The organism is Streptococcus sp. 20925_1_69, from assembly GCF_041432365.1.
Taxonomy (GTDB): Bacteria; Bacillota; Bacilli; order Lactobacillales; family Streptococcaceae; genus Streptococcus.
Window position 1 is genome coordinate 54788 of the sequence record NZ_JAPVZL010000001.1, and the last position, 24721, is coordinate 79508.

The following is a 24721-nucleotide window of genomic DNA, read 5'->3' on the forward strand; positions in this document are numbered from 1 at the left end:
CATTCAAAAGCGCGGAATGATTTGAAATATGGTATAATAAAAGGGAATTTCTAGAGAAAAGAGAAGATTATGTCAAATTATGCCATTATTTTAGCAGCGGGTAAAGGGACTCGCATGAAATCTGATTTGCCAAAAGTTTTGCACAAGGTTGCGGGTATTTCTATGCTGGAACATGTTTTCCGTAGTGTGGGAGCTATCAAACCTGAAAAGACAGTAACAGTTGTCGGACACAAGGCAGAATTGGTTGAGCAGGTCTTGGCTGGGCAGACAGAATTTGTGACTCAATCTGAACAGTTGGGAACTGGTCATGCGGTTATGATGACAGAGCCTATTCTAGAAGGTTTGTCTGGTCACACCTTGGTCATCGCAGGGGATACTCCTTTAATCACAGGTGAGAGCTTGAAAAACTTGATTGATTTCCACATCAATCATAAAAATGTGGCTACTATCTTGACTGCTGAAACGGATAATCCTTTTGGCTATGGACGAATTGTTCGTAATGATAATGCTGAAGTTCTTCGCATTGTTGAGCAGAAGGATGCTACAGATTTTGAAAAGCAAATCAAGGAAATTAACACTGGAACATACGTCTTTGACAACGAGCGTCTGTTTGAGGCTTTGAAAAATATCAATACCAACAATGCTCAAGGTGAATACTATATTACAGATGTCATTGGAATTTTCCGTGAAGCTGGTGAAAAAGTTGGTGCTTATACTTTGAAAGATTTTGATGAAAGTCTTGGGGTAAATGACCGTGTGGCACTTGCGACAGCTGAGTCAGTTATGCGTCGTCGCATCAATCATCAGCACATGGTCAATGGTGTTAGCTTTGTCAATCCAGAAGCAACTTATATAGATATTGATGTTGAGATTGCTCCGGAAGTTCAAATCGAAGCCAATGTTACCTTGAAGGGGCAAACGAAAATTGGTGCTGAAACTGTTTTGACAAATGGTACTTATGTAGTGGATAGCACTATCGGAGCAGGAGCTGTTATTACCAACTCTATGATTGAAGAAAGTAGTGTTGCTGACGGAGTGACAGTCGGTCCGTATGCCCACATTCGTCCAGGTTCAACTCTAGGTGCCCAAGTCCATATTGGAAACTTTGTTGAGGTGAAAGGTTCTTCTATCGGCGAGAATACTAAGGCTGGTCATTTGACTTATATCGGAAATTGTGAAGTGGGTAGCAAGGTTAATTTTGGTGCAGGAACCATTACAGTCAACTATGACGGCAAAAACAAATACAAGACAGTCATCGGTAACAATGTCTTTGTTGGTTCAAATTCAACCATTATTGCGCCAGTTGAGTTAGGTGACAATTCCCTCGTTGGAGCTGGTTCAACTATTACTAAAGATGTTCCAGCGGATGCCATTGCTATTGGTCGCGGTCGTCAGGTTAATAAAGACGAATATGCAACTCGCCTACCTCATCATCCTAAGAATCAGTAGGAGTCTATCATGGAATTTGAAGAAAAAACGCTTAGCCGTAAAGAAATCTATCAAGGACCAATATTTAAACTGGTCCAAGATCAGGTTGAATTACCAGAAGGCAAGGGAACTGCCCAACGGGATTTGATTTTCCACAATGGAGCTGTCTGTGTTTTAGCAGTAACGGATGAGCAAAAACTTATCTTGGTCAAGCAGTACCGCAAAGCTATCGAGGCTGTCTCTTACGAAATTCCAGCAGGAAAATTGGAAGTAGGAGAAAACACAGACCCTGTCGCAGCAGCCCTGCGTGAATTAGAAGAAGAAACAGCCTATACAGGGAAATTAGAACTCTTGTACGATTTTTATTCAGCCATTGGCTTTTGTAATGAAAAGTTAAAACTATACCTAGCAAGCGATTTGAAAAAGGTGGAAAATCCGCGTCCGCAGGATGAGGATGAAACCTTGGAAGTTCTTGAAGTGAGTCTAGAAGAAGCCAAGGAATTGATCCAACTAGGTCATATCTGTGATGCCAAGACAATTATGGCTGTTCAGTATTGGGAATTGCATAAAAAATAGAGGAGGTCAGTATGGGTAAACCTTTATTAACGGATGAAATGATTGAAAGAGCTAATAGAGGCGAAAAAATTTCAGGTCCTCCTTTACTTGATGATGAGGAGACTAAGATTTTACCAACCTCTTCTTCCCGTTTTGGTTATGCCAATCCTAAGGGGCATGGTTTTAGCCAGGAAACCTTGAAGATTCAGGTCGAACCGTCTATTCATAAAAGCCGTCGCATTGAAAATACCAAGAGAAATATCTTCAATTCTAAACTGAATAAAATCTTATTTGCAGTCATCTTTCTCTTGATTTTGCTTGTCTTAGCAATGAAACTTTTGTAATAGAAAAGGAATTGAAATGAAAATAGGAATTATAGCTGCTATGCCAGAAGAACTGGCTTATCTGGTCCAGCATTTAGACAATACCCAAGAGCAAATTGTTTTGGGGAATACCTATCATACAGGAACCATTGCTTCGCATGAAGTCGTTCTCGTAGAGAGTGGAATTGGTAAAGTCATGTCTGCTATGAGTGTGGCGATTTTGGCTGATCATTTCCAAGTGGATGCTTTGATTAACACAGGATCTGCTGGGGCAGTAGCAGAGGGTATTTCTGTTGGAGATGTTGTGATTGCTGACAAATTAGCCTATCATGACGTGGATGTTACAGCTTTTGGATATGCTTATGGACAAATGGCGCAACAACCGCTTTATTTCGAATCAGATAAAACTTTTGTTGCTAAAATTCAAGAAAGTTTATCTCGATTGGACCAAAAATGGCATCTTGGATTGATTGCTACAGGAGATAGTTTTGTTGCAGGAAATGATAAGATAGAAGCGATTAAGTCCCATTTCCCAGATGTTTTGGCTGTTGAGATGGAGGGGGCAGCTATTGCTCAGGCAGCGCATGCCCTTAATCTTCCAGTCTTAGTCATCCGAGCTATGAGTGATAATGCCAACCATGAAGCAAACATCTCTTTTGATGAGTTTATTATCGAAGCTGGACGTCGCTCTGCCCAAGTCTTATTAGCCTTTTTGAAGGCTTTAGATTAAGCGAAAATTTGACAGTTTTTCTAGCTTATGATAAGATTTAAGTAAAGAAAAGCTAGAAAACGTTTCAGAGGATATTATGAGTATTGAAATGACCGTCAGTGAGATTGCAGAGGTCTTAGGATTATCTCGCCAAGCAATCAATAACCGTGTCAAAGAATTACCAGAAGAAGACACAGATAAAAATGACAAAGGGGTAACAGTAGTTACTAGAAGCGGCTTGATTAAGCTAGAAGAAATCTATAAAAAAACGATTTTTGAAGATGAGCCTGTCAGTGAAGATGTCAAGCAACGTGAACTGATGGAGATTCTAGTTGATGAGAAGAATGCAGAAATTCTCCGTCTTTATGAACAATTAAAAGCCAAGGATCGTCAGCTATCAGAAAAAGATGAGCAGATGCGCATCAAAGACCGTCAGATTGCTGAGAAAGACAAACAACTAGATCAGCAGCAACAATTGACTCTTCAAGCCATGAAGGATCAAGAAAATCTCAAGCTAGAGCTGGACCAAGCAAAAGAAGAAGTCCAATCCACTAAGAAAGGCTTTTTTGCTCGTTTATTTGGAGGATAATCAAGGAGCTGTTTAGGTTAAATGCTAACCTGATGGCTTCTTTTGTTTCTAAATAGTATAGTTGCTCAAATAGAATAAGAAGAGAGATAGTAGAAGAGAGGTATAGAATGGAACGATTAGAAGAGTACATTGCTTTTGACTTAGAATTTAATCAGCACGAAGGACAAACACACTTGATTCAAGTATCGGCAGTGCATTTTAGAGATGGACAGGAAATCGATGCCTATGATTCCTATGTTCATACCAATGTACCTCTAAAAAGCTTTATCAATGGTTTGACTGGGATTACGGCTGAGATCTTAAAAGATGCTCCTCCAGTGGAGAAAGTTATAAAAGATTTCCAAGAGTTTGTGGGTTCTTTACCGATGGTAGGATACAATGCTGCTAAAAGTGATTTGCCTATTCTAGCAGAACATGGTTTAGACTACAGCCAGCAGTACAAGGTAGATCTGTATGATGAAGCTTTTGAACGACGGAGTTCGGATTTACATGGTATTGCCAATCTCAAATTGCAAACTGTTGCCTCGTTTCTTGGATTTCAAGGTCAGTCTCATAATAGCTTAGAGGATGCTCGGATGACGGCGCGTGTTTACGAGTCCTTTCTAGAGTCGGATCAAGCTAGAGAATTGTTAGAGGCAGAAAGTAACCTCTCGAACAATCCTTTTGGAGGCTTGGACTTGTCCCAATTATTTGACTAGGAGTGCCTATGAAACCTGAAAAACCTAAAAAATTGGGTTTTAAACAGATTTACCTCAATCTTGATAAAATCCTCTTTCTCTTTTTCTTGATATTCATGATGATTGAGTTTGTCTGGTTACCATCAAATTCTTGGATTGCTGGACTTTTGCTCCGTCAGACAGGTTATCTCTTTCTTTCCTACAATAATATTTTTGCTATTATAAAGGGTTCTCCCTTTGTTAGTCTTGCTTTATTTGTTCTGGTAATCGTTAATTTACTAATCGCCTATTACCAGATAGGGCTTCTCTTTATCGGAGCTCGACACCTCCTCTATCATGAAAAGAGAACTCTGCTGGAGTACAGTCGCAAGGTCTTTCGTCAGAGTTTCTTATTCATGAGACAAGTGACGATTTCCAAAATGGCCTTTATCTTCTTTTATGTCATGATGCTTTTTCCATTGATTCGAAAGATTTTAAAGATTTATTATCTCAATAAAATTGTTATTCCTGATTTTATTGTGACATACTTTGAAGATAAGTATTGGCTGTTAGGATTAATTATTTTTATATTTGCTCAGATGATGTTTTATATTTCCGTTCGTTTAATGTTCGCTTTACCCCAGATTTTTTTTGATCGAAGAAGGGTTAAAGAGTCAATCAGTTATAGCTTGAAAAAAACGAAAAAACATTCTTGGTTTTATATCTGGAACTTATTTTGGATTGTCGTCAAAACCTACCTATTTTTCATTCTTTTATTGATTCCAATCTTAGCAGGTCAGGCACTGATGGATGGTCTGACCCATAAGGAATCTCTTGTTCTGGGAATTATTAACTTTGTCTTGATTAAGAATTTCCACTATATGGCCTTAACTTACTTTCTCATTAAGTTCGTTTCCTTCTTAACAGGAGAAGAACTAGAAATCACGCCAAGGAGAAAGAAAGATCACTGGATGAGATGGGGAGTGATGGGCTGTGCCGGTATTTTTTTCGCTCTTGAGGGTTATGTTTATTTGGAAGCTCCAGTTGCCAATAAACCTTTAATTATCTCTCATCGCGGTGTTTCAGATAAAAATGGTGTTCAAAATACCGTCCAATCACTAGAAAAAACTGCTCAGTTATCTCCAGATTTCGTTGAGACAGATGTTCAGGAAACAAAAGATGGCCAGTTTGTCATGATGCATGATGCCAATATCAAGAATCTGACAGGAGTCAATGCCAATCCCCAAGATTTAACTTTGGAAGAATTAACTAAACTAAATATTTCAGAAAATGGTTATCATAGCAAGGTGTCTAGTTTTGATGATTATCTCAATAAAGCCAATGAATTACATCAAAAACTTCTTATTGAGATTAAAACCAGTCGAAAAGATAGCTCAGATATGATGAAACGCTTTTTGGAAAAATATGGAACGGTTCTGAAGCAGAATGGTCACCAAATGCAATCCTTGGATTACCATGTGATTGACCAGGTTTTAGCCTACGATTCACAAATTCCAGTCTATTTCATCCTACCTTACAATAGTATTTTTCCAAGAACCAAGGCTACAGGTTACACCATGGAGTATTCAACTTTAGATGAAAATTTTGTCAACAAGCTTTGGAATACCGATCAAAAATTGTACGTGTGGACCATCAATAGTTCAGAGTCTTTTGATAAATCTGTTCAGCTAGGAGCTGATGGCATGATAACGGATGATTTGGAAATGATTCAAGATCAAGTTACCATTGCCCAAGAAGACCCAGAGTATACTGAATTGCTTTTCAAACAGGCCATGGAATTCTTTAATTTTTAGTAAGCAAAAAGAGGTTGAGCAAAAAATCACCTCTAAAATATCAAAAAAACGAGCGATGTATCAGTTGGATATGCTCGTTTTTTTATGCCATGGTTTATAATTGATACTCAATGAAAATCAAAGAGCAAACTAGGAAGCTGGCCGCAGGTTGCTCAAAGTACAACTTTGAAGTTGCAGATAAAACTGACGAAGTCAGTAACATACGTACGGTAAGGCGATGCTGACGTGGTTTGAAGAGATTTTCGAAGAGTATGAAATAAGAATAAAACAGGAAGTAATGCCTATGAAGTGGTTGAACTAGGTTATTTATGTCAGATGTAAAAGGGTTACTAACTTCTGCGTGAAGAAGGCTTTCGAATTTATGTCAAACAGAAAATGGATGTTTCCCCTTTTGGGGCAGATGAGAGAGTATTGTTGGCATGTGCAGAGTTTATGTTAGAAATAAATAAGCTGTCATAACATCGCTAGGATTCATCTTTATGAGTATGAATCTCACAAAATTGGTCAAGAATCTAGCATCTAAAACATCAATTATACAAAAACACAGTCTCTCTTTAGCTTGATTGTGGTCAAGACAGAAGTTACTGCGCAGTTTTATTTTTTGAGTTGATTTTTTCTTAGATCATGTGCTTACTGAGGATTGCTTTTATTTTCTGAAGTTGGCGTATTGGCCTGTTTTTCGTTTTCAGTAGCAGGTTTACTTGGAGTAGGAGCAGGAGTAGAAGAATCCTGAGTTGATGTTTTCTGTTCTTCTTTTTGCTCTTCCTTGACGCTAGATTTTGGCGTTTCTTCTTGTTGTGTTTTTTCTTGAGTGGTGTGATTTTCCTTATTGGGACTAGTATTTTCCTTAGGGGATTCCTTTTGAATTTCTTTGACAATGGTTGTCGTCTGGCTTGTCGTAGGTTCTTTTTTAGTATTTTTGTTATTATCCAAGGCGTTCATGATAGTGATACTTGCGGTAATTAAGCCAAGAATACTACCGATAGTAGCAACGGTTTTTTGAAAGACTGTAAAGCCTTTTTTGATGTGTTCTGTTTTTGGTTTTGAAGTTCTACGATAATTAGACATACATTCTCTCCTTTGATTAAAACTTATTATACCGCATTTCTTTAAAAAAATCTTAAAAAAAGAGGAATTGCCCTTTCTTGTCGCAGGCTCCGTTTCATGATACAATAGAAGGAGTGATTTTAGAAAGCGTGAGAAAACATGATTTACTTTGATAATTCGGCGACGACTAAGCCCTATCCTGAAGCACTTGAAACTTATATGCAGGTCGCTTCAAAAATTTTAGGAAATCCATCTAGTCTCCATCGTTTGGGAGACCAGGCAACACGAATTTTAGATGCTTCCCGTCAACAGATTGCAGATTTAATCGGTAAGAAAAGTGATGAAATCTTCTTTACATCTGGTGGGACAGAAGGAGATAACTGGGTTATCAAGGGTGTGGCCTTTGAAAAAGCCCAGTTTGGCAAGCACATCATCGTATCAGCCATTGAACATCCAGCAGTCAAGGAATCAGCTCTTTGGTTGAAATCTCAAGGTTTTGAAGTGGATTTTGCTCCAGTTAATGAGAAAGGATTTGTCGATATTGAGGCGCTAGCAGATTTGATACGACCAGATACGACCCTCGTTTCCATCATGGCAGTTAACAATGAAATCGGTTCTATCCAGCCCATTGAGGCTATTTCAAAACTATTGGCAGACAAACCGACTATTTCCTTCCACGTTGATGCGGTTCAGGCACTTGCCAAGATTCCGACTGAAAAGTATCTGACAGAACGAGTGGATTTCGCGACTTTTTCTAGTCACAAGTTCCACGGAGTTCGTGGTGTTGGTTTTGTCTATATCAAGTCTGGTAAGAGAATTACGCCACTGTTGACTGGTGGTGGTCAGGAGCGTGATTACCGTTCGACAACTGAAAATGTAGCAGGGATTGCAGCAACAGCTAAGGCCCTCCGTTTGTCTATGGAAAAGCTAGATATCTTTAGGACCAAGACTGGACAGATGAAAGCTGTTATTCGCCAAGCCCTTCTGGACTATCCAGATATTTTTGTCTTTTCAGATGAGGAAGATTTTGCCCCTCATATCTTGACTTTTGGAATCAAAGGTGTTCGTGGTGAGGTTATTGTTCACGCCTTTGAAGACTATGATATTTTCATCTCAACGACCTCTGCTTGTTCGTCCAAGGCTGGGAAACCTGCTGGCACCTTGATTGCTATGGGAGTAGACAAAGATAAGGCTCAGTCAGCTGTGCGTCTAAGCTTAGACCTTGAAAATGATATGAGTCAGGTCGAGCAGTTTTTGACCAAGTTAAAATTGATTTACAATCAAACTAGAAAAGTAAGATAGGAGCATTCATGCAATATTCAGAAATTATGATTCGCTACGGTGAGCTGTCAACTAAGGGTAAAAACCGTATGCGTTTCATCAATAAACTTCGCAATAATATTTCAGACGTTTTGTCTATCTATCCCCAAGTTAAGGTAACGGCAGATCGTGACCGTGCCCACGCTTACCTCAATGGAGCAGATTACACAGCAGTAGCAGAATCGCTCAAACAAGTTTTTGGAATTCAAAACTTTTCCCCTGTTTATAAGGTTGAAAAATCTGTAGAAGTTCTGAAGTCTGCTGTCCAAGAGATTATGAAAGATATCTACAAGGATGGCATGACCTTTAAAATTTCTAGCAAGCGTAGCGACCACAACTTTGAGTTGGATAGTCGTGAACTCAATCAAACACTTGGAGGAGCTGTATTTGAAGCTATTCCAAATGTGCAAGCTCAAATGAAAAATCCTGATATCAATCTTCAGGTGGAGATTCGTGAGGAAGCTGCTTATATTTCTTATGAAACTATTCGTGGGGCCGGTGGTTTGCCAGTTGGAACTTCAGGTAAAGGGATGCTTATGTTGTCAGGAGGGATTGACTCACCTGTAGCAGGTTATCTTGCACTGAAACGTGGTGTAGATATCGAGGCCGTTCACTTTGCTAGTCCACCTTACACCAGTCCTGGAGCCCTTAAAAAAGCTCAAGATTTGACTCGTAAATTGACCAAGTTTGGGGGCAATATCCAGTTTATCGAAGTGCCTTTCACAGAGATTCAAGAGGAAATCAAGGCCAAAGCGCCAGAAGCCTATCTCATGACCTTGACGCGTCGTTTTATGATGCGGATTACTGACCGTATTCGTGAGGTACGAAATGGATTGGTTATTATCAATGGGGAAAGTCTTGGTCAAGTAGCTAGCCAGACCTTGGAAAGCATGCAGGCTATTAACGCTGTGACCAACACTCCAATTATTCGTCCAGTTGTGACAATGGATAAGTTGGAAATCATTGACATTGCTCAGGAAATCGATACCTTTGACATTTCAATCCAACCGTTTGAAGACTGTTGTACCATTTTTGCGCCAGATCGTCCAAAGACTAATCCTAAGATTAAGAATGCAGAGCAGTATGAAGCACGTATGGATGTTGAAGGTTTAGTTGAGCGAGCTGTGGCTGGAATCATGATTACTGAGATTACACCGCAGGCTGAAAAAGATGAAGTGGATGACTTGATTGATAATTTGCTCTAATCAGAAAATCCAGAAGAATTTAGAAAAATAAATGAAAAAGTTAGTTTTTAATTCCAAAAACGGAAGCAAAACTAACTTTTTTTCTATAATTGTGATATAATGAAATAAAATTTTGAATATAGAGAGTTTTCTGACAATGAATCAATCCTACTTTTATTTAAAAATGAAAGAACACAAACTCAAGGTTCCTTATACAGGTAAGGAGCGCCGTGTGCGTGTTCTTCTACCTAAAGATTATGAGAAAGACACGAATCGTTCCTATCCTGTTGTATACTTTCATGACGGGCAAAATGTTTTTTATAGTAAGGAGTCTTTCATTGGTCATTCATGGAAGATTATCCCAGCTATTAAGCGTAATCCTGATATCAGTCGCATGATTGTCGTAGCCATTGACAATGATGGAATGGGGCGGATGAATGAGTATGCAGCTTGGAAGTTCCAAGAATCTCCAATCCCAGGGCAGCAGTTTGGCGGTAAGGGTGTGGAGTATGCCGAGTTTGTCATGGAGGTGGTCAAGCCTTTTATTGATGAAACTTATCGTACAAAAGCAGACCGCCAGCATACAGCCATGATTGGTTCCTCACTAGGAGGCAATATTACCCAGTTTATCGGTTTGGAATACCAAGACCAAATTGGTTGCTTGGGCGTCTTTTCATCTGCCAACTGGCTCCACCAAGAAGCCTTTAACCGCTATATCGAGCGTCAGCAACTATCGCCTGACCAGCGTATCTTTATCTATGTTGGAACAGAAGAAGCAGATGATACAGACAAGACCTTGATGGCTGGCAATATCAAACAAGCCTATATCGACTCGTCTCTTCAGTATTACCATGATTTGATAGCAGGTGGGGTACACTTAGATAATCTTGTTTTGAAAGTTCAGTCTGGTGCCATCCATAGTGAAATCCCTTGGTCGGAGAATTTACCAGACTGTCTGAGATTTTTTGCAGAAAACTGGTAAGGTAAAGTAAGAAAGGAGAAAATATGCATATTGAACATCTTAGCCACTGGAGTGGCCATCTTAACCGTGAAATGTACCTTAACCGTTATGGTCATGCTGGGATTCCAGTTGTGGTCTTTGCTTCATCAGGTGGTAGTCACAATGAATACTATGATTTTGGCATGATTGATGCTTGTGCTTCCTTTATTGAGGAAGGCCGTGTCCAATTCTTTACCCTATCTAGTGTGGATAGTGAGAGTTGGTTGGCCACTTGGAAAAACGGTCACGACCAAGCGGAGATGCACCGTGCCTACGAACGCTACGTGATTGAGGAGGCCATTCCTTTTATCAAGCATAAGACAGGTTGGTTTGATGGCATGATGACGACAGGTTGCTCGATGGGCGCCTACCATGCACTCAATTTCTTCCTTCAGCATCCAGATGTATTTACCAAAGTGATTGCTCTCAGTGGTGTTTACGACGCACGTTTCTTTGTCGGCGATTACTATAACGACGATGCTATTTACCAAAACTCGCCAGTTGATTATATCTGGAACCAAAACGACGGCTGGTTTATTGACCGTTACCGTCAGGCAGAGATTGTGCTGTGTACAGGACTTGGAGCTTGGGAACAAGACGGTCTGCCATCCTTCTACAAGCTTAAAGAAGCCTTTGACCAGAAACAAATTCCAGCCTGGTTTGCTGAATGGGGACACGATGTCGCCCACGACTGGGAATGGTGGCGCAAACAAATGCCTTATTTCCTCGGCAATCTCTATTTATAAAAGGAGTTACCTATGAATTACCTTGTTATTTCTCCCTACTATCCACAAAACTTTCAACAGTTTACCATTGAACTAGCTAATAAAGGAATCAACGTCTTGGGAATTGGTCAGGAACCTTACGAGCAATTGGATGAACCTTTACGCAATAGCCTGACCGAGTATTTCCGTGTGGACAATCTTGAAAATATAGATGAAGTCAAGAGAGCAGTTGCTTTTCTCTTTTATAAACATGGCCCGATTGACCGCATCGAGTCTCATAATGAATACTGGCTTGAGTTGGATGCAACACTCAGAGAACAATTCAATGTTTTTGGTGCCAAACCAGAGGATCTCAAAAAGACGAAATTTAAGTCTGAAATGAAGAAGCTTTTCAAAAAAGCAGGTGTCCCTGTGGTCCCTGGAGCTGTTATCAAGACGGAAGCAGATGTTGATCAAGCAGTGAACGAAATCGGCCTTCCAATGATTGCCAAACCTGACAATGGAGTGGGAGCAGCCGCGACCTTTAAGCTTGAGACAGAGGACGATATCAATCACTTCAAGGCTGAGTGGGATCATTCAACTGTTTATTTCTTTGAGAAATTTGTCACCTCTAGCGAAATTTGCACCTTTGATGGTCTAGTGGACAAGGAAGGAAAGATTGTCTTTTCAACAACCTTTGACTACGCCTATACACCGCTTGATCTCATGATTTACAAGATGGACAATTCTTATTACGTTCTCAAGGATATGGATCCTAAATTACGTAAATATGGTGAGGCAATTGTCAAGGAATTTGGTATGAAAGAACGGTTCTTCCATATTGAGTTCTTCCGTGAGGGGGATGATTATATTGCCATTGAGTACAATAACCGTCCTGCAGGTGGGTTTACCATTGATGTTTATAACTTTGCCCATTCCTTGGACCTCTATCGTGGCTATGCAGCCATTGTCGCAGGAGAAGAGTTCCCAGCGTCAGAATTTGAACCTCAGTATTGTTTGGCTACTTCTCGCCGTGCAAATGCTCACTATGTTTATTCAGAAGAGGATTTGATTGACAAATATAGCCAGCAGTTCAAGGTTAAAAAAATCATGCCAGCGGCCTTTGCGGAACTTCAAGGAGATTACCTGTATATGTTGACAACTCCGAGTCGACAAGAAATGGATCAGATGATTAAGGACTTTGGTCAGCGTCAGGCTTGAGAGACTATCGGATTAAGGAAATTCACTCCCTTAGTCCTTTTGTTTTTTATAAGAAACACAGCGGATTGAAACAAGAGTAGGACAATTTTTGAGGTGCTTTTTGATATGAGCCCAGGTTTTCTCAATAAGATTGTACTCAGGTGAGTGGGGAGGAATAAGAAATAAAGCTACTTTTCTGGGGCTTGTTCATAGTAGGTATGATTCTTTTTTTCGAGTGTAGCCTATAGCTTTGAGAGCATAGTGGATAGTATAGTAGATTGAAATAAGATGTGAACAAAGTGATTGAGAAAGTCAATTTTTTCTAAAAATGTTTTAGCAACCGTAATGTGCTATTCTAGATTCAATACGCTATAGTTGGATGACAGCCAAATTCAGAAGCTATTTCAGTCAAATAAGCGTCTGGATTGTCGGTAAGATAGTTTTTAAGTCTGTCTCTATCAACTTTTCTTGGTTTTGTTCCTTTTACTTGATGGTTTAGATCACCTATTTTCTCTTTTAGATAATGGTATTACGTGAGATTTGGAATTCTGTTATACTACCTGTTCGCTTACAATAGGCAAGAACTTTTTTACGTAAATCTATTGAATATGGTATAAGATGACTGTACCACATTGTGTACTATCTTTAGTTCATTTTATCATATCTCTGTCGAAACAGGTTACTAATATTAATGTACGGGCTCTATGTATGTCAAAAATAAGTTCAGTTATTGAATAGATTTTACTAAACGAGATAGAAGAATAATTTGAGTCTTTTATGCAATCTCCATATAGGATTCATTACGACAGATACCTTAGATTCTTTTTATTGAAGAAATTTTCTGAAAATTACAAAATATACTTGCTATTTTAGAAAAAAAGTGTAGAATATAAGAAATAGGTTTTTAGAATAAGGAGTGGAATATGACAGTAACGATTGATTGGGAAAATCTTGGTTTTTCCTATATGAAATTACCTTATCGCTATATTGCTCATTTTAAAAATGGACAATGGAATCAAGGAGAACTTACAGAAGATGCAACCTTGCATATTTCAGAGTCTTCTCCAAGTCTTCACTATGGTCAACAAGCCTTTGAAGGTTTGAAAGCTTACCGTACTAAGGATGGTAGTGTTCAACTTTTCCGTCCTGACGAAAATGCTAAACGTCTGCAACGTACTTGTAATCGTCTCTTGATGCCACAAGTTCCGACAGACATGTTTGTAGAAGCTTGTAAGGCAGTTGTCCGCGCGAATGAAGAATACGTACCACCATATGGAACAGGTGGAACCCTTTATCTTCGTCCACTTTTGATTGGTGTTGGAGATATTATCGGGGTTAAACCAGCAGAGGAATACATTTTCACCATCTTTGCTATGCCAGTTGGAAATTACTTTAAGGGTGGATTGGTTCCAACCAACTTCTTGATTCAGGATGAATACGACCGTGCAGCGCCAAATGGTACAGGTGCAGCTAAGGTTGGTGGGAACTATGCTGCCAGTCTCTTGCCAGGGAAATTGGCCAAGTCACGTCATTTCTCAGATGTTATCTATCTAGACCCATCAACTCATACAAAGATTGAAGAAGTCGGTTCAGCTAACTTCTTTGGAATTACAGCTGATAATGAATTTGTAACACCATTGAGTCCATCTATCTTGCCATCTATTACTAAGTATTCTTTGCTTTATTTGGCAGAACACCGCTTGGGCTTGACTCCTATTGAGGGGGATGTCCCAATTGATAACCTTGACCGCTTTGTAGAGGCAGGTGCCTGTGGTACAGCAGCAGTTATTTCACCAATTGGTGGAATTCAGCACGGTGATGATTTCCATGTATTCTATAGTGAAACAGAAGTAGGTCCTGTGACTCGTAAACTCTATGATGAATTGACTGGTATTCAGTTTGGTGATATTGAAGCGCCAGAAGGTTGGATTGTAAAAGTAGATTAAAACAAACAAAAGGAGATTTTTGATGAAATCGAAAAAGTGGCTCTTAACAGCAGGAGTGGTCCTGAGCACAACAGCTCTTTTAGTGGCTTGTGGAAAAGCTGATAAAGAAGCAGATGCACCGACAACATTTTCATATGTCTATGCAGTAGATCCAGCATCTTTGGACTATAGTATAGCGACTCGTACATCTACAACAGATGTCATCGGGAACGTGGTTGATGGCTTGATGGAAAACGACCAGTACGGAAATGTTATCCCTTCCTTGGCTGAGGATTGGTCTGTGTCAAAAGATGGTTTGACTTATACCTACAAACTTCGTAAAGGAGTTAAATGGTACACTTCTGAAGGTGAAGAATATGCAGAAGTAACAGCCCATGACTTTGTAACAGGATTGAAACATGTAGCTGACGGTAAGTCAGACGGTGTCTCTCTCATCCAAAATTCAATCAAGGGTTTGGATGCCTACATGACTGGTGAGACGAACGATTTCTCTACAGTTGGTGTTAAGGCCTTGGACGATTATACAGTCGAATATACCCTAAACAAACCAGAAAGTTTCTGGAACTCTAAAGTTACAACAGCGACGATGTTGCCTGTAAATGAAGAGTTTTTGAAGGCATCAGGTAAAGATTATGGAGCAGTTACTCCAGCAGGGATTCTTTACAATGGTCCTTATATCTTGAAGACCTTGACTTCTAAATCGTTAATCGAATACGAGAAAAATCCAAACTACTGGGATAAAGAAAAGGTAAAAATCGAGAAGATCAAATTGACCTACTACGATGGTTCTGATCAGGAATCCTTGATTCGTAGCTTCTCTTCTGGTGCTTATACGACAGCCCGTCTCTTCCCAAGTAGCTCAAACTTTGCTTCTACTTTGGAACAATACGGAGATAAAATCACTTATAGCCCACAGGACTCAAGTAGCTATTACTTCACCTTTAACGTAAATCGTCAGTCATATAATAAAACTGCGAAAACAAGTGAAGAGCAAAAGACTTCTACTAAAGAAGCTATGCTTAATAAGGACTTCCGTCAGGCTATCAACTTTGCCTTCAACCGTCATTCTTATGCTGCCCAGCTAAATGGTGAAGACGGTGCGGACAAGATTATTCGTAACAGCCTTGTTCCTGACAACTTTGTACAAGCAGGGGGTAAAAACTTTGGTCAAATCGCCCAAGCTGAGTTGGTGAACTATGGTGACCAATGGAAAGGTGTTGAGCTAGTTGACGGTAAGGATTCTATCTATAATCCTGACAAGGCTAAAGCTGCGTTCGAAAAAGCTAAGAAAGACTTGGAATCTAAAGGGGTAACTTTCCCAATTCATTTGGATGTCCCAGTTGAACAAACAGATACCATCGCCGTTCAACAAAGTAATTCTTTCAAACAGTCTATCGAATCAACTCTTGGTGCAGAAAATGTTGTCATTGATGTTCTTCAAATGACAGATAATGAAAAGGAAACAATCACTTCTCAAGCGCGTGTTCCTTCTCAAAAAGACTATGATTTGAACAGTACAGGATGGGCTCCAAGCTATCAAGACCCAGCATCTTACTTGAATATCATGGATCCTAAATCAGGTTCTGCTATGAAACACCTTGGTATTACTAAAGGAAAAGATAAGGATGTTGTAGCGAAACTTGGTTTGGACCAATATAAGAAATTATTGGATGATGCAGATTCAGAGACTACAAATCTTGAAGAACGCTATGAAAAATATGCCAAGGCTCAAGCTTGGTTGACGGATAGTTCATTATTGATGCCGACAGCCTCATCTGGTGGTTCTCCAGTTGTAAGTAATGTCGTGCCATTCTCAAAACCATACTCACAAGTTGGTATTAAGGGTGACCCATATATCTTTAAAGGGATGAAATTGCAAAAAGATATTGTTACAACAAAAGAATATGAAGAAGCACTGAAAAAATGGCAAAAAGAAAAATTGGAATCAAACGGTAAGTACCAAAAAGAACTAGAAAAACACATTAAATAAAGCAGAAAACTCTATATCAGACTTGGAATGATATAGAGTTTTTTCTTGCTAGTTTTAGGATTTTCTTGTAAAATAGAAAAAGTGAAGAGAGGTATGAAATGAGTAAGAAAGATAAAAAAATTGAAATTCAAGTAGCAGATGCCAAGGTTAATGTAGGAAAAGACAGTTTTGAAGGTTATACCTTGACCATTGGTAAAAAAGTTATCGGAGAAATTGCCGAATTAGACGGACAATTTGCCATCATAAAGAATGGGAATGTCGATAGTTTTTATAAAAAATTGGAAAAAGCTGTGGAAATTTTGATTGAAAATTATAATTTAGCAAAATAAGTCTTGTTTTTTTGAAATTTTCATGATATAATAGTCCATGTTGATTGTAGGAGAGATAGCGAAGAGGCTAAACGCGGCGGACTGTAAATCCGCTCCTTCGGGTTCGGGGGTTCGAATCCCTCTCTCTCCATTTTATCAATGGGGTATAGCCAAGCGGTAAGGCAAGGGACTTTGACTCCCTCATGCGTTGGTTCGAATCCAGCTACCCCAGTTCTTAGGTAATAATCAAGATAAAAAGCAAAATATCTTAGGGTATTTTATTTTTATAATTGAAAGACGTGAACGATATGAACATGTCCTTGCGGGTGCTTAGGAAAAAAATTATAAGTATGTCAAGTTTAAGAAAAACTTGATTGTTGGAGGATTTTTTAGATGAACGAATTTGAAGATTTGCTAAATAGCGTTAGCCAAGTTGAGACTGGTGATGTTGTTAGTGCTGAAGTATTGACAGTTGATGCGACTCAAGCTAACGTTGCAATCTCTGGAACTGGTGTTGAAGGTGTCTTGACTCTTCGCGAATTGACAAACGATCGCGATGCAGATATCAATGACTTTGTTAAAGTAGGAGAAGTATTGGATGTTCTTGTACTTCGTCAAGTAGTTGGTAAAGATACTGATACAGTTACATACCTTGTATCTAAAAAACGCCTTGAAGCTCGCAAAGCATGGGACAAACTTGTTGGTCGCGAAGAAGAAGTTGTTACTGTTAAAGGAACTCGTGCCGTTAAAGGTGGACTTTCAGTAGAATTTGAAGGTGTTCGTGGATTCATCCCAGCTTCAATGTTGGATACTCGTTTCGTACGTAACACTGAGCGTTTTGTAGGTCAAGAATTTGATGCTAAAATCAAAGAAGTTGGCGCTAAAGAAAACCGCTTCATCCTTTCACGTCGTGAAGTTGTTGAAGCAGCTACTGCAGCGGCTCGCGCTGAAGTATTCGGTAAATTGGCTGTTGGTGATGTTGTAACTGGTAAAGTTGCTCGTATCACAAGCTTTGGTGCTTTCATCGACCTTGGTGGTGTTGACGGATTGGTTCACTTGACTGAATTGTCACATGAACGTAACGTATCACCAAAATCAGTTGTAACTGTTGGTGAAGAAATTGAAGTGAAAATCCTTGATCTTAACGAAGAAGAAGGACGTGTATCACTTTCACTTAAAGCAACAACACCTGGACCATGGGATGGCGTTGAGCAAAAATTGGCTAAAGGTGATGTAGTAGAAGGAACAGTTAAACGTTTGACTGACTTCGGTGCATTTGTTGAAGTATTGCCAGGTATCGATGGACTTGTTCACGTATCACAAATTTCACACAAACGTATTGAAAATCCTAAAGAAGCTCTTAAAGTTGGTCAAGAAGTTAAAGTTAAAGTTCTTGAAGTTAACGCAGATGCAGAGCGCGTATCACTTTCTATCAAAGCTCTTGAAGAGCGTCCAGCTCAAGAAGAAGGACAAAAAGAAGAAAAACGTGCTGCTCGTCCACGTCGTCCAAAACGTCAAGAAAAACGTGATTTCGAACTTCCAGAAACACAAACAGGATTCTCAATGGCTGACTTGTTCGGTGATATCGAACTTTAATCAAATTGAAAATTTATAAAATCCTTTGTTTTCTAAACAAGGGATTTTTCTTTTGTCTGTAAGCCTTTTTTGATATAATAGTTCTATGTTAGAATCAGAAAAACAATCATGTTATCAAATGTTAAATGAGGAGCTCTCTTTTTTATTGGAAGGCGAAACCAATGTTTTGGCTAATCTTTCCAACGCCAGTGCTCTTCTAAAATCACGCTTTCCTAATACCGTATTTGCAGGCTTTTATCTGTTCGATGGAAAGGAATTGGTTTTAGGTCCTTTCCAAGGTGGTGTTTCCTGCATCCGTATTGCACTGGGAAAAGGTGTTTGTGGTGAGGCAGCTCACTTTCAGGAAACTGTTATTGTTGGAGATGTAAGGACTTATCCCAACTATATTTCTTGTGATAGTAGCGCTAAAAGTGAAATTGTTGTGCCGATGGTTAAGAATGGTCAATTACTTGGAGTTCTGGATCTTGATTCTTCAGAGATTGATGATTATGATGCTATGGATCGAGATTATTTGGAACAATTTGTCGCTATTTTGCTTGAAAAGACAGAATGGGACTTTACAATGTTTGGGGAGAAAGCCTAATGTATCAAGCACTTTATCGAAAATATAGAAGTCAAAATTTCTCCCAGTTGGTTGGGCAAGAAGTTGTGGCTAAGACTCTTAAACAAGCAGTAGAACAAGAGAAAATAAGTCATGCCTATCTTTTTTCGGGTCCTCGTGGAACGGGAAAAACCAGTGTGGCTAAGATTTTTGCCAAAGCTATGAACTGTCCCAATCAAGTGGGTGGTGAACCTTGTAATAACTGCTATATTTGCCAAGCAGTGACGGACGGTAGTTTAGAAGATGTCATTGAAATGGATGCGGCCTCTAATAATGGGGTGGATGAAATCCGTGAAATTCGTGATAAATCTACTTATGCCCCTAGTCTTGCCCGTTATAAGGTTTATATCATAGATGAGGTTCACATGTTGTCTACAGGAGCTTTTAATGCCCTCCTAAAGACGCTGGAAGAGCCAACACAGAATGTGGTCTTTATTTTGGCTACTACTGAATTGCACAAGATTCCTGCTACGATTTTATCCCGTGTGCAACGTTTTGAATTTAAATCGATTAAGACACAGGATATTAAGGAACATATTCACTATATCTTAGAAAAAGAAAATATCAGTTCTGAACCAGAGGCTGTGGAAATCATTGCCAGACGGGCTGAAGGTGGTATGCGAGATGCCTTGTCTATTTTGGATCAAGCCCTGAGTTTGACACAGGGAAACGAGTTGACTACTGCCATCTCTGAAGAAGTTACAGGAACTATTAGTCTGTCAGCCTTGGATGATTATGTGGCTGCCTTATCTCAGCAGGATGTTCCTAAAGCCTTAGCTTGCTTAAATCTTCTCTTTGAGAATGGTAAGAGCATGACTCGTTTTGTGACCGATCTTTTGCACTATTTAAGAGACTTGTTAATTGTTCAAACAGGTGGAGAAAACACTCATCATAGTCCAGTCTTTGTGGAGAATTTGGCAATTCATCAAGAAAATTTGTTTGAAATGATTCGCTTAGCGACAGTCAGTTTAGCAGATATTAAGTCTAGTTTGCAGCCTAAGATTTATGCTGAGATGATGACTATCCGTTTGGCAGAGATTAAGCTTGAACCAGCTTTTTCTGGTGCAGTTGAACATGAAATTTCTGCATTGAGACAGGAAGTTTCGCGTCTCAAACATGAACTCGCCAATGTGGGAAACGTAGCTAAGCCAACAAATCCAGCTCCTAGTCGTCCAACAGCAGGCAAGACAGTCTATCGTGTGGATCGCAATAAAGTTCAATCTATCCTACAAGAGGCCGTTGAAAATCCTGATTTAGCACGTCAAAACCTGATTCGTCTGCAGAATGCCTGGGGAGAGGTGATTGAAAGTCTTGGAGGTCCCGATAAGGCTCTGCTAGTTGGTTCTCAACCAGTTGCAGCCAATGAACACCATGCCATTCTTGCTTTTGAGTCTAACTTCAATGCTGGTCAAACCATGAAACGAGACAATCTCAACACCATGTTTGGAAATATCCTCAGTCAGGCAGCCGGTTTCTCACCTGAGATTTTAGCTATTTCCATGGAGGAATGGAAAGAAGTTCGCGCAGCCTTTTCAGCCAAAGCCAAATCTTCTCAAACTGAAAAAGAAGCAGAAGAAAGTCTGATTCCGGAAGGATTTGAATTTTTGGCTGATAAAGTGAAGGTAGAGGAAGACTAAAGAAAGATTTCATGATACAATAAGTTTATGAATAGACAACAATTTATTATCATCGCACTGTTTACAGCTGCTGAGACCTATTTTTTCAATGAAGCCTGGATGACTGGTCGCTATATTATGGCAGCCTTTTGGGCCATTTTACTCTTTAGAAATTTTCGAGTGAGTTACTTGATGGGTAAAATAGTAGATGTCATTGACCAGCATTTAAAAGGGAAAGACTAGTCCTCAGCTTCTAGACAAAATCAAAGCCTTTTAGGCTTTTTTTTGTTATACTATAAAAGTATATTTATTGACCTTTTACCGTATTTTCTAGGGAAATCAAGTATGTTTCCAGTAAGAACTGTAAAGGCCTTGAAAAAGAAAGGAACTATCATGTCAGTATTAGAGATCAAAGATCTTCACGTTGAGATCGAAGGAAAAGAAATTTTAAAAGGGGTTAACCTGACCCTGAAAACAGGAGAAATCGCCGCTATCATGGGGCCAAATGGTACTGGTAAATCGACTCTTTCTGCCGCTATCATGGGAAATCCTAACTATGAGGTTACTAAAGGTGAAGTCTTGTTTGATGGCGTAAACATCCTTGAGTTGGAAGTGGACGAGCGTGCGCGTATGGGACTTTTCCTTGCTATGCAATATCCATCAGAAATTCCTGGTATTACTAATGCTGAGTTTCTTCGTGCAGCTATGAACGCTGGTAAAGAAGACGATGAGAAGATTTCAGTTCGCGAGTTCATTACTAAGCTAGATGAAAAAATGGAATTGCTCAACATGAAAGAAGAAATGGCAGAACGTTACCTCAATGAAGGTTTCTCTGGTGGTGAGAAAAAACGAAATGAAATTCTTCAACTTTTGATGTTGGAACCAACTTTTGCCCTTTTGGATGAGATTGACTCTGGTCTTGATATTGACGCTCTTAAAGTTGTTTCTAAAGGTGTGAATGCTATGCGTGGTGAAGGCTTTGGTGCTATGATTATCACTCACTACCAACGTCTTTTGAACTACATCACACCAGACGTGGTACACGTCATGATGGAAGGTCGTGTTGTCCTTTCTGGTGGTCCAGAATTGGCTGCACGTTTGGAGCGTGAAGGATACGCAAAACTAGCTGAAGAACTTGGCTACGACTACAAGGAAGAATTGTAATTCCCTCGTGTCTTTTAGGAGAAGTAAATGACTAAAGAAAATATTAAACTTTTTTCAGAAATGCACGCTGAACCAAGCTGGTTGGCTGATCTCCGTCAAAAAGCTTTTGACAAGATTGAGACTTTGGAATTACCAGTTATTGAGCGTGTCAAATTCCACCGTTGGAATCTGGGTGATGGAACGATTACAGAAAGTGAGCCATCAGCAAATGTTCCAGATTTCACAGCTTTAGATAATCACTTGAAGTTGGTGCAAGTAGGAACTCAAACAGTTTTTGAACAAACACCAGTTGAGTTAGCTGAACAAGGTGTTATCTTCACAGACTTTCACTCAGCTTTAGAAGAAATTCCAGAGCTTATTGAGGAATTCTTCATGTCATCTGTTAAGTATGACGATGACAAGTTGGCAGCCTACCATACAGCTTATTTCAACAGTGGTGCTGTTCTCTACATTCCTGATAATGTTGAGATTAAAGAACCAATCGAAGGAATTTTCTATCAAGACAGCGATAGCGATGTGCCGTTTAACAAGCATATTATGATTATCGCTGGTAAAAATTCTAAGATTAGTTATCTGGAGCGTTTAGAGTCACGCGGTGAAGGAAGTGCAAAAGCAACTGCTAATATCACAGTAGAAGTAATTGCACGTTCTGGTGCTCAAGTGAAGTTTGCTGCGATCGACCGTCTAGGTGAAAACGTCACTGCTTACATTAGCCGTCGTGGTAAATTAGGCAACGATGCAAGCATTGACTGGGCAATCGGTGTCATGAACGAAGGAAACGTCGTTGCGGACTTTGATAGCGACTTGATTGGAAATGGTAGCCATGCAGATCTCAAGGTTGTAGCTCTTTCAAGTGGTCGTCAGGTACAAGGGATTGATACGCGAGTGACTAACTATGGTTGCAACTCAATCGGAAATATCCTGCAACATGGGGTTATTCTTGAAAAAGCAACCTTGACCTTCAATGGTATTGGCCACATTATTAAGGGTGCTAAGGGGGCAGATGCGCAACAAGAGAGCCGTGTTCTCATGCTTTCAGACCAAGCGCGTTCAGATGCCAATCCAATTCTTTTGATTGATGAAAATGACGTAACTGCAGGACACGCGGCTTCTATCGGTCAGGTAGATCCAGAAGATATGTATTACCTCATGAGCCGTGGCTTGGATAAGGCAACTGCAGAACGTTTGGTTGTCCGTGGTTTCCTTGGCTCTGTTATCGTTGAGATTCCAGTCAAGGAAGTTCGTGATGAAATGATTGCAACTATCGAAGAAAAATTGTCAAAACGCTAAGGGGTAGCCTATGTTAGATGTAGAAGCGATTCGCAAGGATTTTCCAATTTTAGACCAGATTGTTAATGATGAACCATTAGTCTATTTGGACAATGCTGCGACGACACAAAAACCACTTGCAGTTCTGGAGACGATTAACCGTTACTATGAGAACGACAATGCCAATGTTCATCGTGGCGTTCATACCTTGGCAGAAAGGGCGACAGCTTCTTATGAGGCGGCTCGTGAAACCATTCGTAAGTTTATCAATGCAGGGTCTACAAAGGAAGTTCTCTTTACTAGAGGAACGACAACCAGTCTGAACTGGGTGGCGCACTTTGCAGAGGAAGTCTTGACTGAGGGGGACCAGGTCTTGATTTCTGTCATGGAACACCATTCCAACATCATACCTTGGCAGGAAGCCTGTCGTAAGACTGGAGCTGAGCTTGTCTATGTTTATCTCAAGAACGGAGCTCTGGATATGGATGACTTGCGGGCTAAATTGACGGACAAGGTCAAGTTTGTTTCGCTAGCTCATGCCTCCAATGTTCTTGGAGTGGTCAATCCAATCAAAGAAATCACTCAATTGGTCCACCAAGTGGGAGCCATCATGGTGGTGGATGGTGCTCAGTCTACACCCCATATGAAGATTGATGTACAGGATTTGGATGTGGACTTCTTTGCCTTTTCGGGTCACAAGATGGCGGGTCCAACTGGTATTGGTGTTCTTTACGGTAAAGAAAAGTATCTAGAACAAATGTCACCAGTAGAATTTGGCGGCGAAATGATTGATTTCGTTTATGAACAATCTGCTAGTTGGAAGGAATTGCCTTGGAAATTTGAGGCTGGAACACCCAATATGGCTGGTGCAATCGGACTGGCAGCAGCAGTAGATTATCTAGAAAAGATTGGTATGGATGCCATTGAAGCCCATGAACAAGAATTGATTGCATACGTCTATCCAAAACTGCAGGCGATTGAAGGATTGACCATTTATGGTTCACAGGACTTGGCTCAACGTTCAGGTGTCATTGCTTTTAACCAAGGCGACCTTCATCCTCACGACCTTGCGACTGCTTTGGATTATGAAGGAGTGGCTGTTCGAGCGGGTCACCACTGTGCCCAACCCTTGCTCCAGTATTTGGATGTTCCAGCAACAGCTCGTGCAAGTTTTTATATCTACAATACCAAGGCAGATTGCGACAAGCTAGTCGATGCCTTACAAAAGACAAAGGAGTTTTTCAATGGCACTTTCTAAACTAGATAGCCTCTATATGGCAGTGGTAGCGGACCATTCGAAAAATCCACATCATCAAGGGAAGTTGGATGATGCTGAGCAAATCAGTCTCAACAATCCGACCTGTGGAGATGTCATCAACCTCTCTGTCAAGTTTGATGCAGATGACCGTTTGGAAGATATCGCTTTTCTAAACTCAGGTTGTACCATCTCGACTGCCTCTGCGAGCATGATGACAGATGCCGTTTTGGGTAAGACCAAGCAAGAAATCTTAGAACTTGCGACTATTTTTTCTGAAATGGTTCAAGGGCAAAAAGATGAGCGTCAAGACCAACTTGGTGATGCTGCTTTCTTGTCAGGTGTTGCCAAATTCCCTCAACGAATCAAGTGTGCAACTCTAGCTTGGAATGCCCTTAAGAAAACAATTGAAAATCAAGAAAAACAATAAGACAAGTTTCTTTTGTC

General features: G+C 40.0%; 25 protein-coding genes, 2 tRNA genes and 2 pseudogenes. 26 read left to right on the forward strand and 3 right to left on the reverse strand.

The window, feature by feature from the left end; all coding sequences use genetic code 11:
* Positions 1-69: 69 nt before the first annotated feature.
* The 8 genes and pseudogenes from glmU to O3601_RS00320 all read left to right on the forward strand — a co-directional run.
* Positions 70-1449, forward strand: coding sequence for a bifunctional UDP-N-acetylglucosamine diphosphorylase/glucosamine-1-phosphate N-acetyltransferase GlmU (gene glmU, locus O3601_RS00285; RefSeq protein ID WP_371470064.1), 1380 nt, complete (start codon positions 70-72; stop codon positions 1447-1449).
* 9 nt (positions 1450-1458) lie between these two features.
* Positions 1459-2004 carry an NUDIX hydrolase gene (locus O3601_RS00290; protein WP_371470066.1) on the forward strand — a complete coding sequence of 182 codons (546 nt, stop codon included), beginning with the start codon at positions 1459-1461 and terminating at the stop codon, positions 2002-2004.
* An 11-nt stretch (positions 2005-2015) separates the two neighbouring features.
* Complete coding sequence (gene macP / locus O3601_RS00295; RefSeq protein ID WP_000517863.1) at positions 2016-2327, forward strand: cell wall synthase accessory phosphoprotein MacP; 312 nt, start codon at positions 2016-2018, stop codon at positions 2325-2327.
* A gap of 16 nt (positions 2328-2343) precedes the next feature.
* Positions 2344-3036 (forward strand): 5'-methylthioadenosine/adenosylhomocysteine nucleosidase, encoded by a 693-nt coding sequence (locus O3601_RS00300; protein ID WP_000689787.1) that lies wholly within the window; start codon positions 2344-2346, stop codon positions 3034-3036.
* Positions 3037-3112: 76 nt separating this feature from the next.
* Positions 3113-3604, forward strand: coding sequence for a chromosome segregation protein RocS (rocS, locus tag O3601_RS00305; RefSeq protein ID WP_000021242.1), 492 nt, complete (start codon positions 3113-3115; stop codon positions 3602-3604).
* A 107-nt stretch (positions 3605-3711) separates the two neighbouring features.
* Positions 3712-4302 (forward strand): 3'-5' exonuclease, encoded by a 591-nt coding sequence (locus O3601_RS00310; RefSeq protein ID WP_371470081.1) that lies wholly within the window; start codon positions 3712-3714, stop codon positions 4300-4302.
* Between the two features lie 8 nt (positions 4303-4310).
* The gene (locus tag O3601_RS00315) at positions 4311-6074 is read left to right on the forward strand and encodes a glycerophosphoryl diester phosphodiesterase membrane domain-containing protein (RefSeq protein WP_371470082.1); all 1764 of its coding nucleotides are present in this window, start codon (positions 4311-4313) and stop codon (positions 6072-6074) included.
* 342 nt (positions 6075-6416) lie between these two features.
* Positions 6417-6684, forward strand: a pseudogene (locus O3601_RS00320) (IS5/IS1182 family transposase); the annotation flags it as partial.
* Positions 6685-6704: 20 nt separating this feature from the next.
* On the opposite strand, the gene O3601_RS00325 reads toward O3601_RS00320, so the two are convergent.
* The gene (locus O3601_RS00325; protein ID WP_219966577.1) at positions 6705-7142 is read right to left on the reverse strand and encodes a DUF6556 family protein; all 438 of its coding nucleotides are present in this window, start codon (positions 7140-7142) and stop codon (positions 6705-6707) included.
* 138 nt (positions 7143-7280) lie between these two features.
* Here O3601_RS00325 and O3601_RS00330 point away from each other — a divergent pair, with 138 nt between their 5' ends.
* From O3601_RS00330 to O3601_RS00350, 5 genes are all read left to right on the forward strand, one after another.
* Positions 7281-8423 (forward strand): cysteine desulfurase family protein, encoded by a 1143-nt coding sequence (locus O3601_RS00330; RefSeq protein ID WP_219966578.1) that lies wholly within the window; start codon positions 7281-7283, stop codon positions 8421-8423.
* Positions 8424-8431: 8 nt separating this feature from the next.
* Positions 8432-9646: a tRNA uracil 4-sulfurtransferase ThiI gene (gene thiI, locus O3601_RS00335; protein ID WP_219966579.1), complete on the forward strand. Its 1215-nt coding sequence runs from the start codon at positions 8432-8434 to the stop codon at positions 9644-9646.
* Between the two features lie 136 nt (positions 9647-9782).
* Positions 9783-10607, forward strand: a complete 825-nt coding sequence (locus tag O3601_RS00340; protein ID WP_219966580.1) for an alpha/beta hydrolase — start codon at positions 9783-9785, stop codon at positions 10605-10607.
* Positions 10608-10630: 23 nt separating this feature from the next.
* Positions 10631-11371: an esterase family protein gene (locus O3601_RS00345; RefSeq protein ID WP_000546753.1), complete on the forward strand. Its 741-nt coding sequence runs from the start codon at positions 10631-10633 to the stop codon at positions 11369-11371.
* Between the two features lie 12 nt (positions 11372-11383).
* Positions 11384-12550, forward strand: a complete 1167-nt coding sequence (locus O3601_RS00350; RefSeq protein ID WP_153193317.1) for an acetyl-CoA carboxylase biotin carboxylase subunit family protein — start codon at positions 11384-11386, stop codon at positions 12548-12550.
* Positions 12551-12580: 30 nt separating this feature from the next.
* On the opposite strand, the gene O3601_RS00355 is transcribed toward O3601_RS00350, so the two are convergent.
* Both O3601_RS00355 and O3601_RS00360 read right to left on the reverse strand, forming a co-directional pair.
* Entirely contained in the window at positions 12581-12706 is a 126-nt protein-coding gene (locus tag O3601_RS00355; RefSeq protein WP_371470574.1) for a hypothetical protein, read from the reverse strand.
* Between the two features lie 196 nt (positions 12707-12902).
* Positions 12903-13144 (reverse strand): annotated as a pseudogene (locus tag O3601_RS00360) (IS630 transposase-related protein); the annotation flags it as partial.
* A 308-nt stretch (positions 13145-13452) separates the two neighbouring features.
* Between O3601_RS00360 and O3601_RS00365 the strand changes: the two are divergent.
* The 13 genes from O3601_RS00365 (at position 13453) to sufU (ending at position 24704) form a co-directional block, all read left to right on the forward strand.
* Positions 13453-14475 (forward strand): branched-chain amino acid aminotransferase, encoded by a 1023-nt coding sequence (locus O3601_RS00365; RefSeq protein ID WP_153226070.1) that lies wholly within the window; start codon positions 13453-13455, stop codon positions 14473-14475.
* Positions 14476-14497: 22 nt separating this feature from the next.
* Positions 14498-16465: a peptide ABC transporter substrate-binding protein gene (locus tag O3601_RS00370; protein ID WP_000837408.1), complete on the forward strand. Its 1968-nt coding sequence runs from the start codon at positions 14498-14500 to the stop codon at positions 16463-16465.
* 98 nt (positions 16466-16563) lie between these two features.
* Positions 16564-16794, forward strand: a complete 231-nt coding sequence (locus O3601_RS00375; protein ID WP_000037113.1) for a DUF2969 domain-containing protein — start codon at positions 16564-16566, stop codon at positions 16792-16794.
* Between the two features lie 49 nt (positions 16795-16843).
* Positions 16844-16924 (forward strand) — tRNA-Tyr (locus O3601_RS00380).
* 9 nt (positions 16925-16933) lie between these two features.
* Positions 16934-17005: transfer RNA gene (locus O3601_RS00385), tRNA-Gln, on the forward strand.
* 161 nt (positions 17006-17166) lie between these two features.
* Complete coding sequence (gene rpsA, locus O3601_RS00390; protein WP_371470154.1) at positions 17167-18369, forward strand: 30S ribosomal protein S1; 1203 nt, start codon at positions 17167-17169, stop codon at positions 18367-18369.
* Between the two features lie 85 nt (positions 18370-18454).
* Positions 18455-18952: a GAF domain-containing protein gene (locus O3601_RS00395; protein ID WP_371470156.1), complete on the forward strand. Its 498-nt coding sequence runs from the start codon at positions 18455-18457 to the stop codon at positions 18950-18952.
* Positions 18952-20607 carry a DNA polymerase III subunit gamma/tau gene (gene dnaX / locus O3601_RS00400; protein ID WP_371470159.1) on the forward strand — a complete coding sequence of 552 codons (1656 nt, stop codon included), beginning with the start codon at positions 18952-18954 and terminating at the stop codon, positions 20605-20607. Before O3601_RS00395 ends, dnaX begins: the two co-directional genes overlap by 1 nt.
* A 27-nt stretch (positions 20608-20634) precedes the next feature.
* The gene (locus O3601_RS00405; RefSeq protein WP_001081602.1) at positions 20635-20829 is read left to right on the forward strand and encodes a DUF3272 domain-containing protein; all 195 of its coding nucleotides are present in this window, start codon (positions 20635-20637) and stop codon (positions 20827-20829) included.
* Positions 20830-20979: 150 nt separating this feature from the next.
* Entirely contained in the window at positions 20980-21750 is a 771-nt protein-coding gene (gene sufC / locus O3601_RS00410; protein WP_000114489.1) for a Fe-S cluster assembly ATPase SufC, read from the forward strand.
* A 27-nt stretch (positions 21751-21777) separates the two neighbouring features.
* The gene (sufD, locus tag O3601_RS00415) at positions 21778-23040 is read left to right on the forward strand and encodes a Fe-S cluster assembly protein SufD (protein ID WP_371470180.1); all 1263 of its coding nucleotides are present in this window, start codon (positions 21778-21780) and stop codon (positions 23038-23040) included.
* 10 nt (positions 23041-23050) lie between these two features.
* Positions 23051-24277, forward strand: coding sequence for a cysteine desulfurase (locus O3601_RS00420; protein ID WP_371470183.1), 1227 nt, complete (start codon positions 23051-23053; stop codon positions 24275-24277).
* A complete protein-coding gene (gene sufU / locus O3601_RS00425) occupies positions 24264-24704 on the forward strand; it encodes a Fe-S cluster assembly sulfur transfer protein SufU (protein WP_247954619.1) in 441 nt (146 codons plus the stop codon). Before O3601_RS00420 ends, sufU begins: the two co-directional genes overlap by 14 nt.
* Positions 24705-24721: the final 17 nt, after the last annotated feature.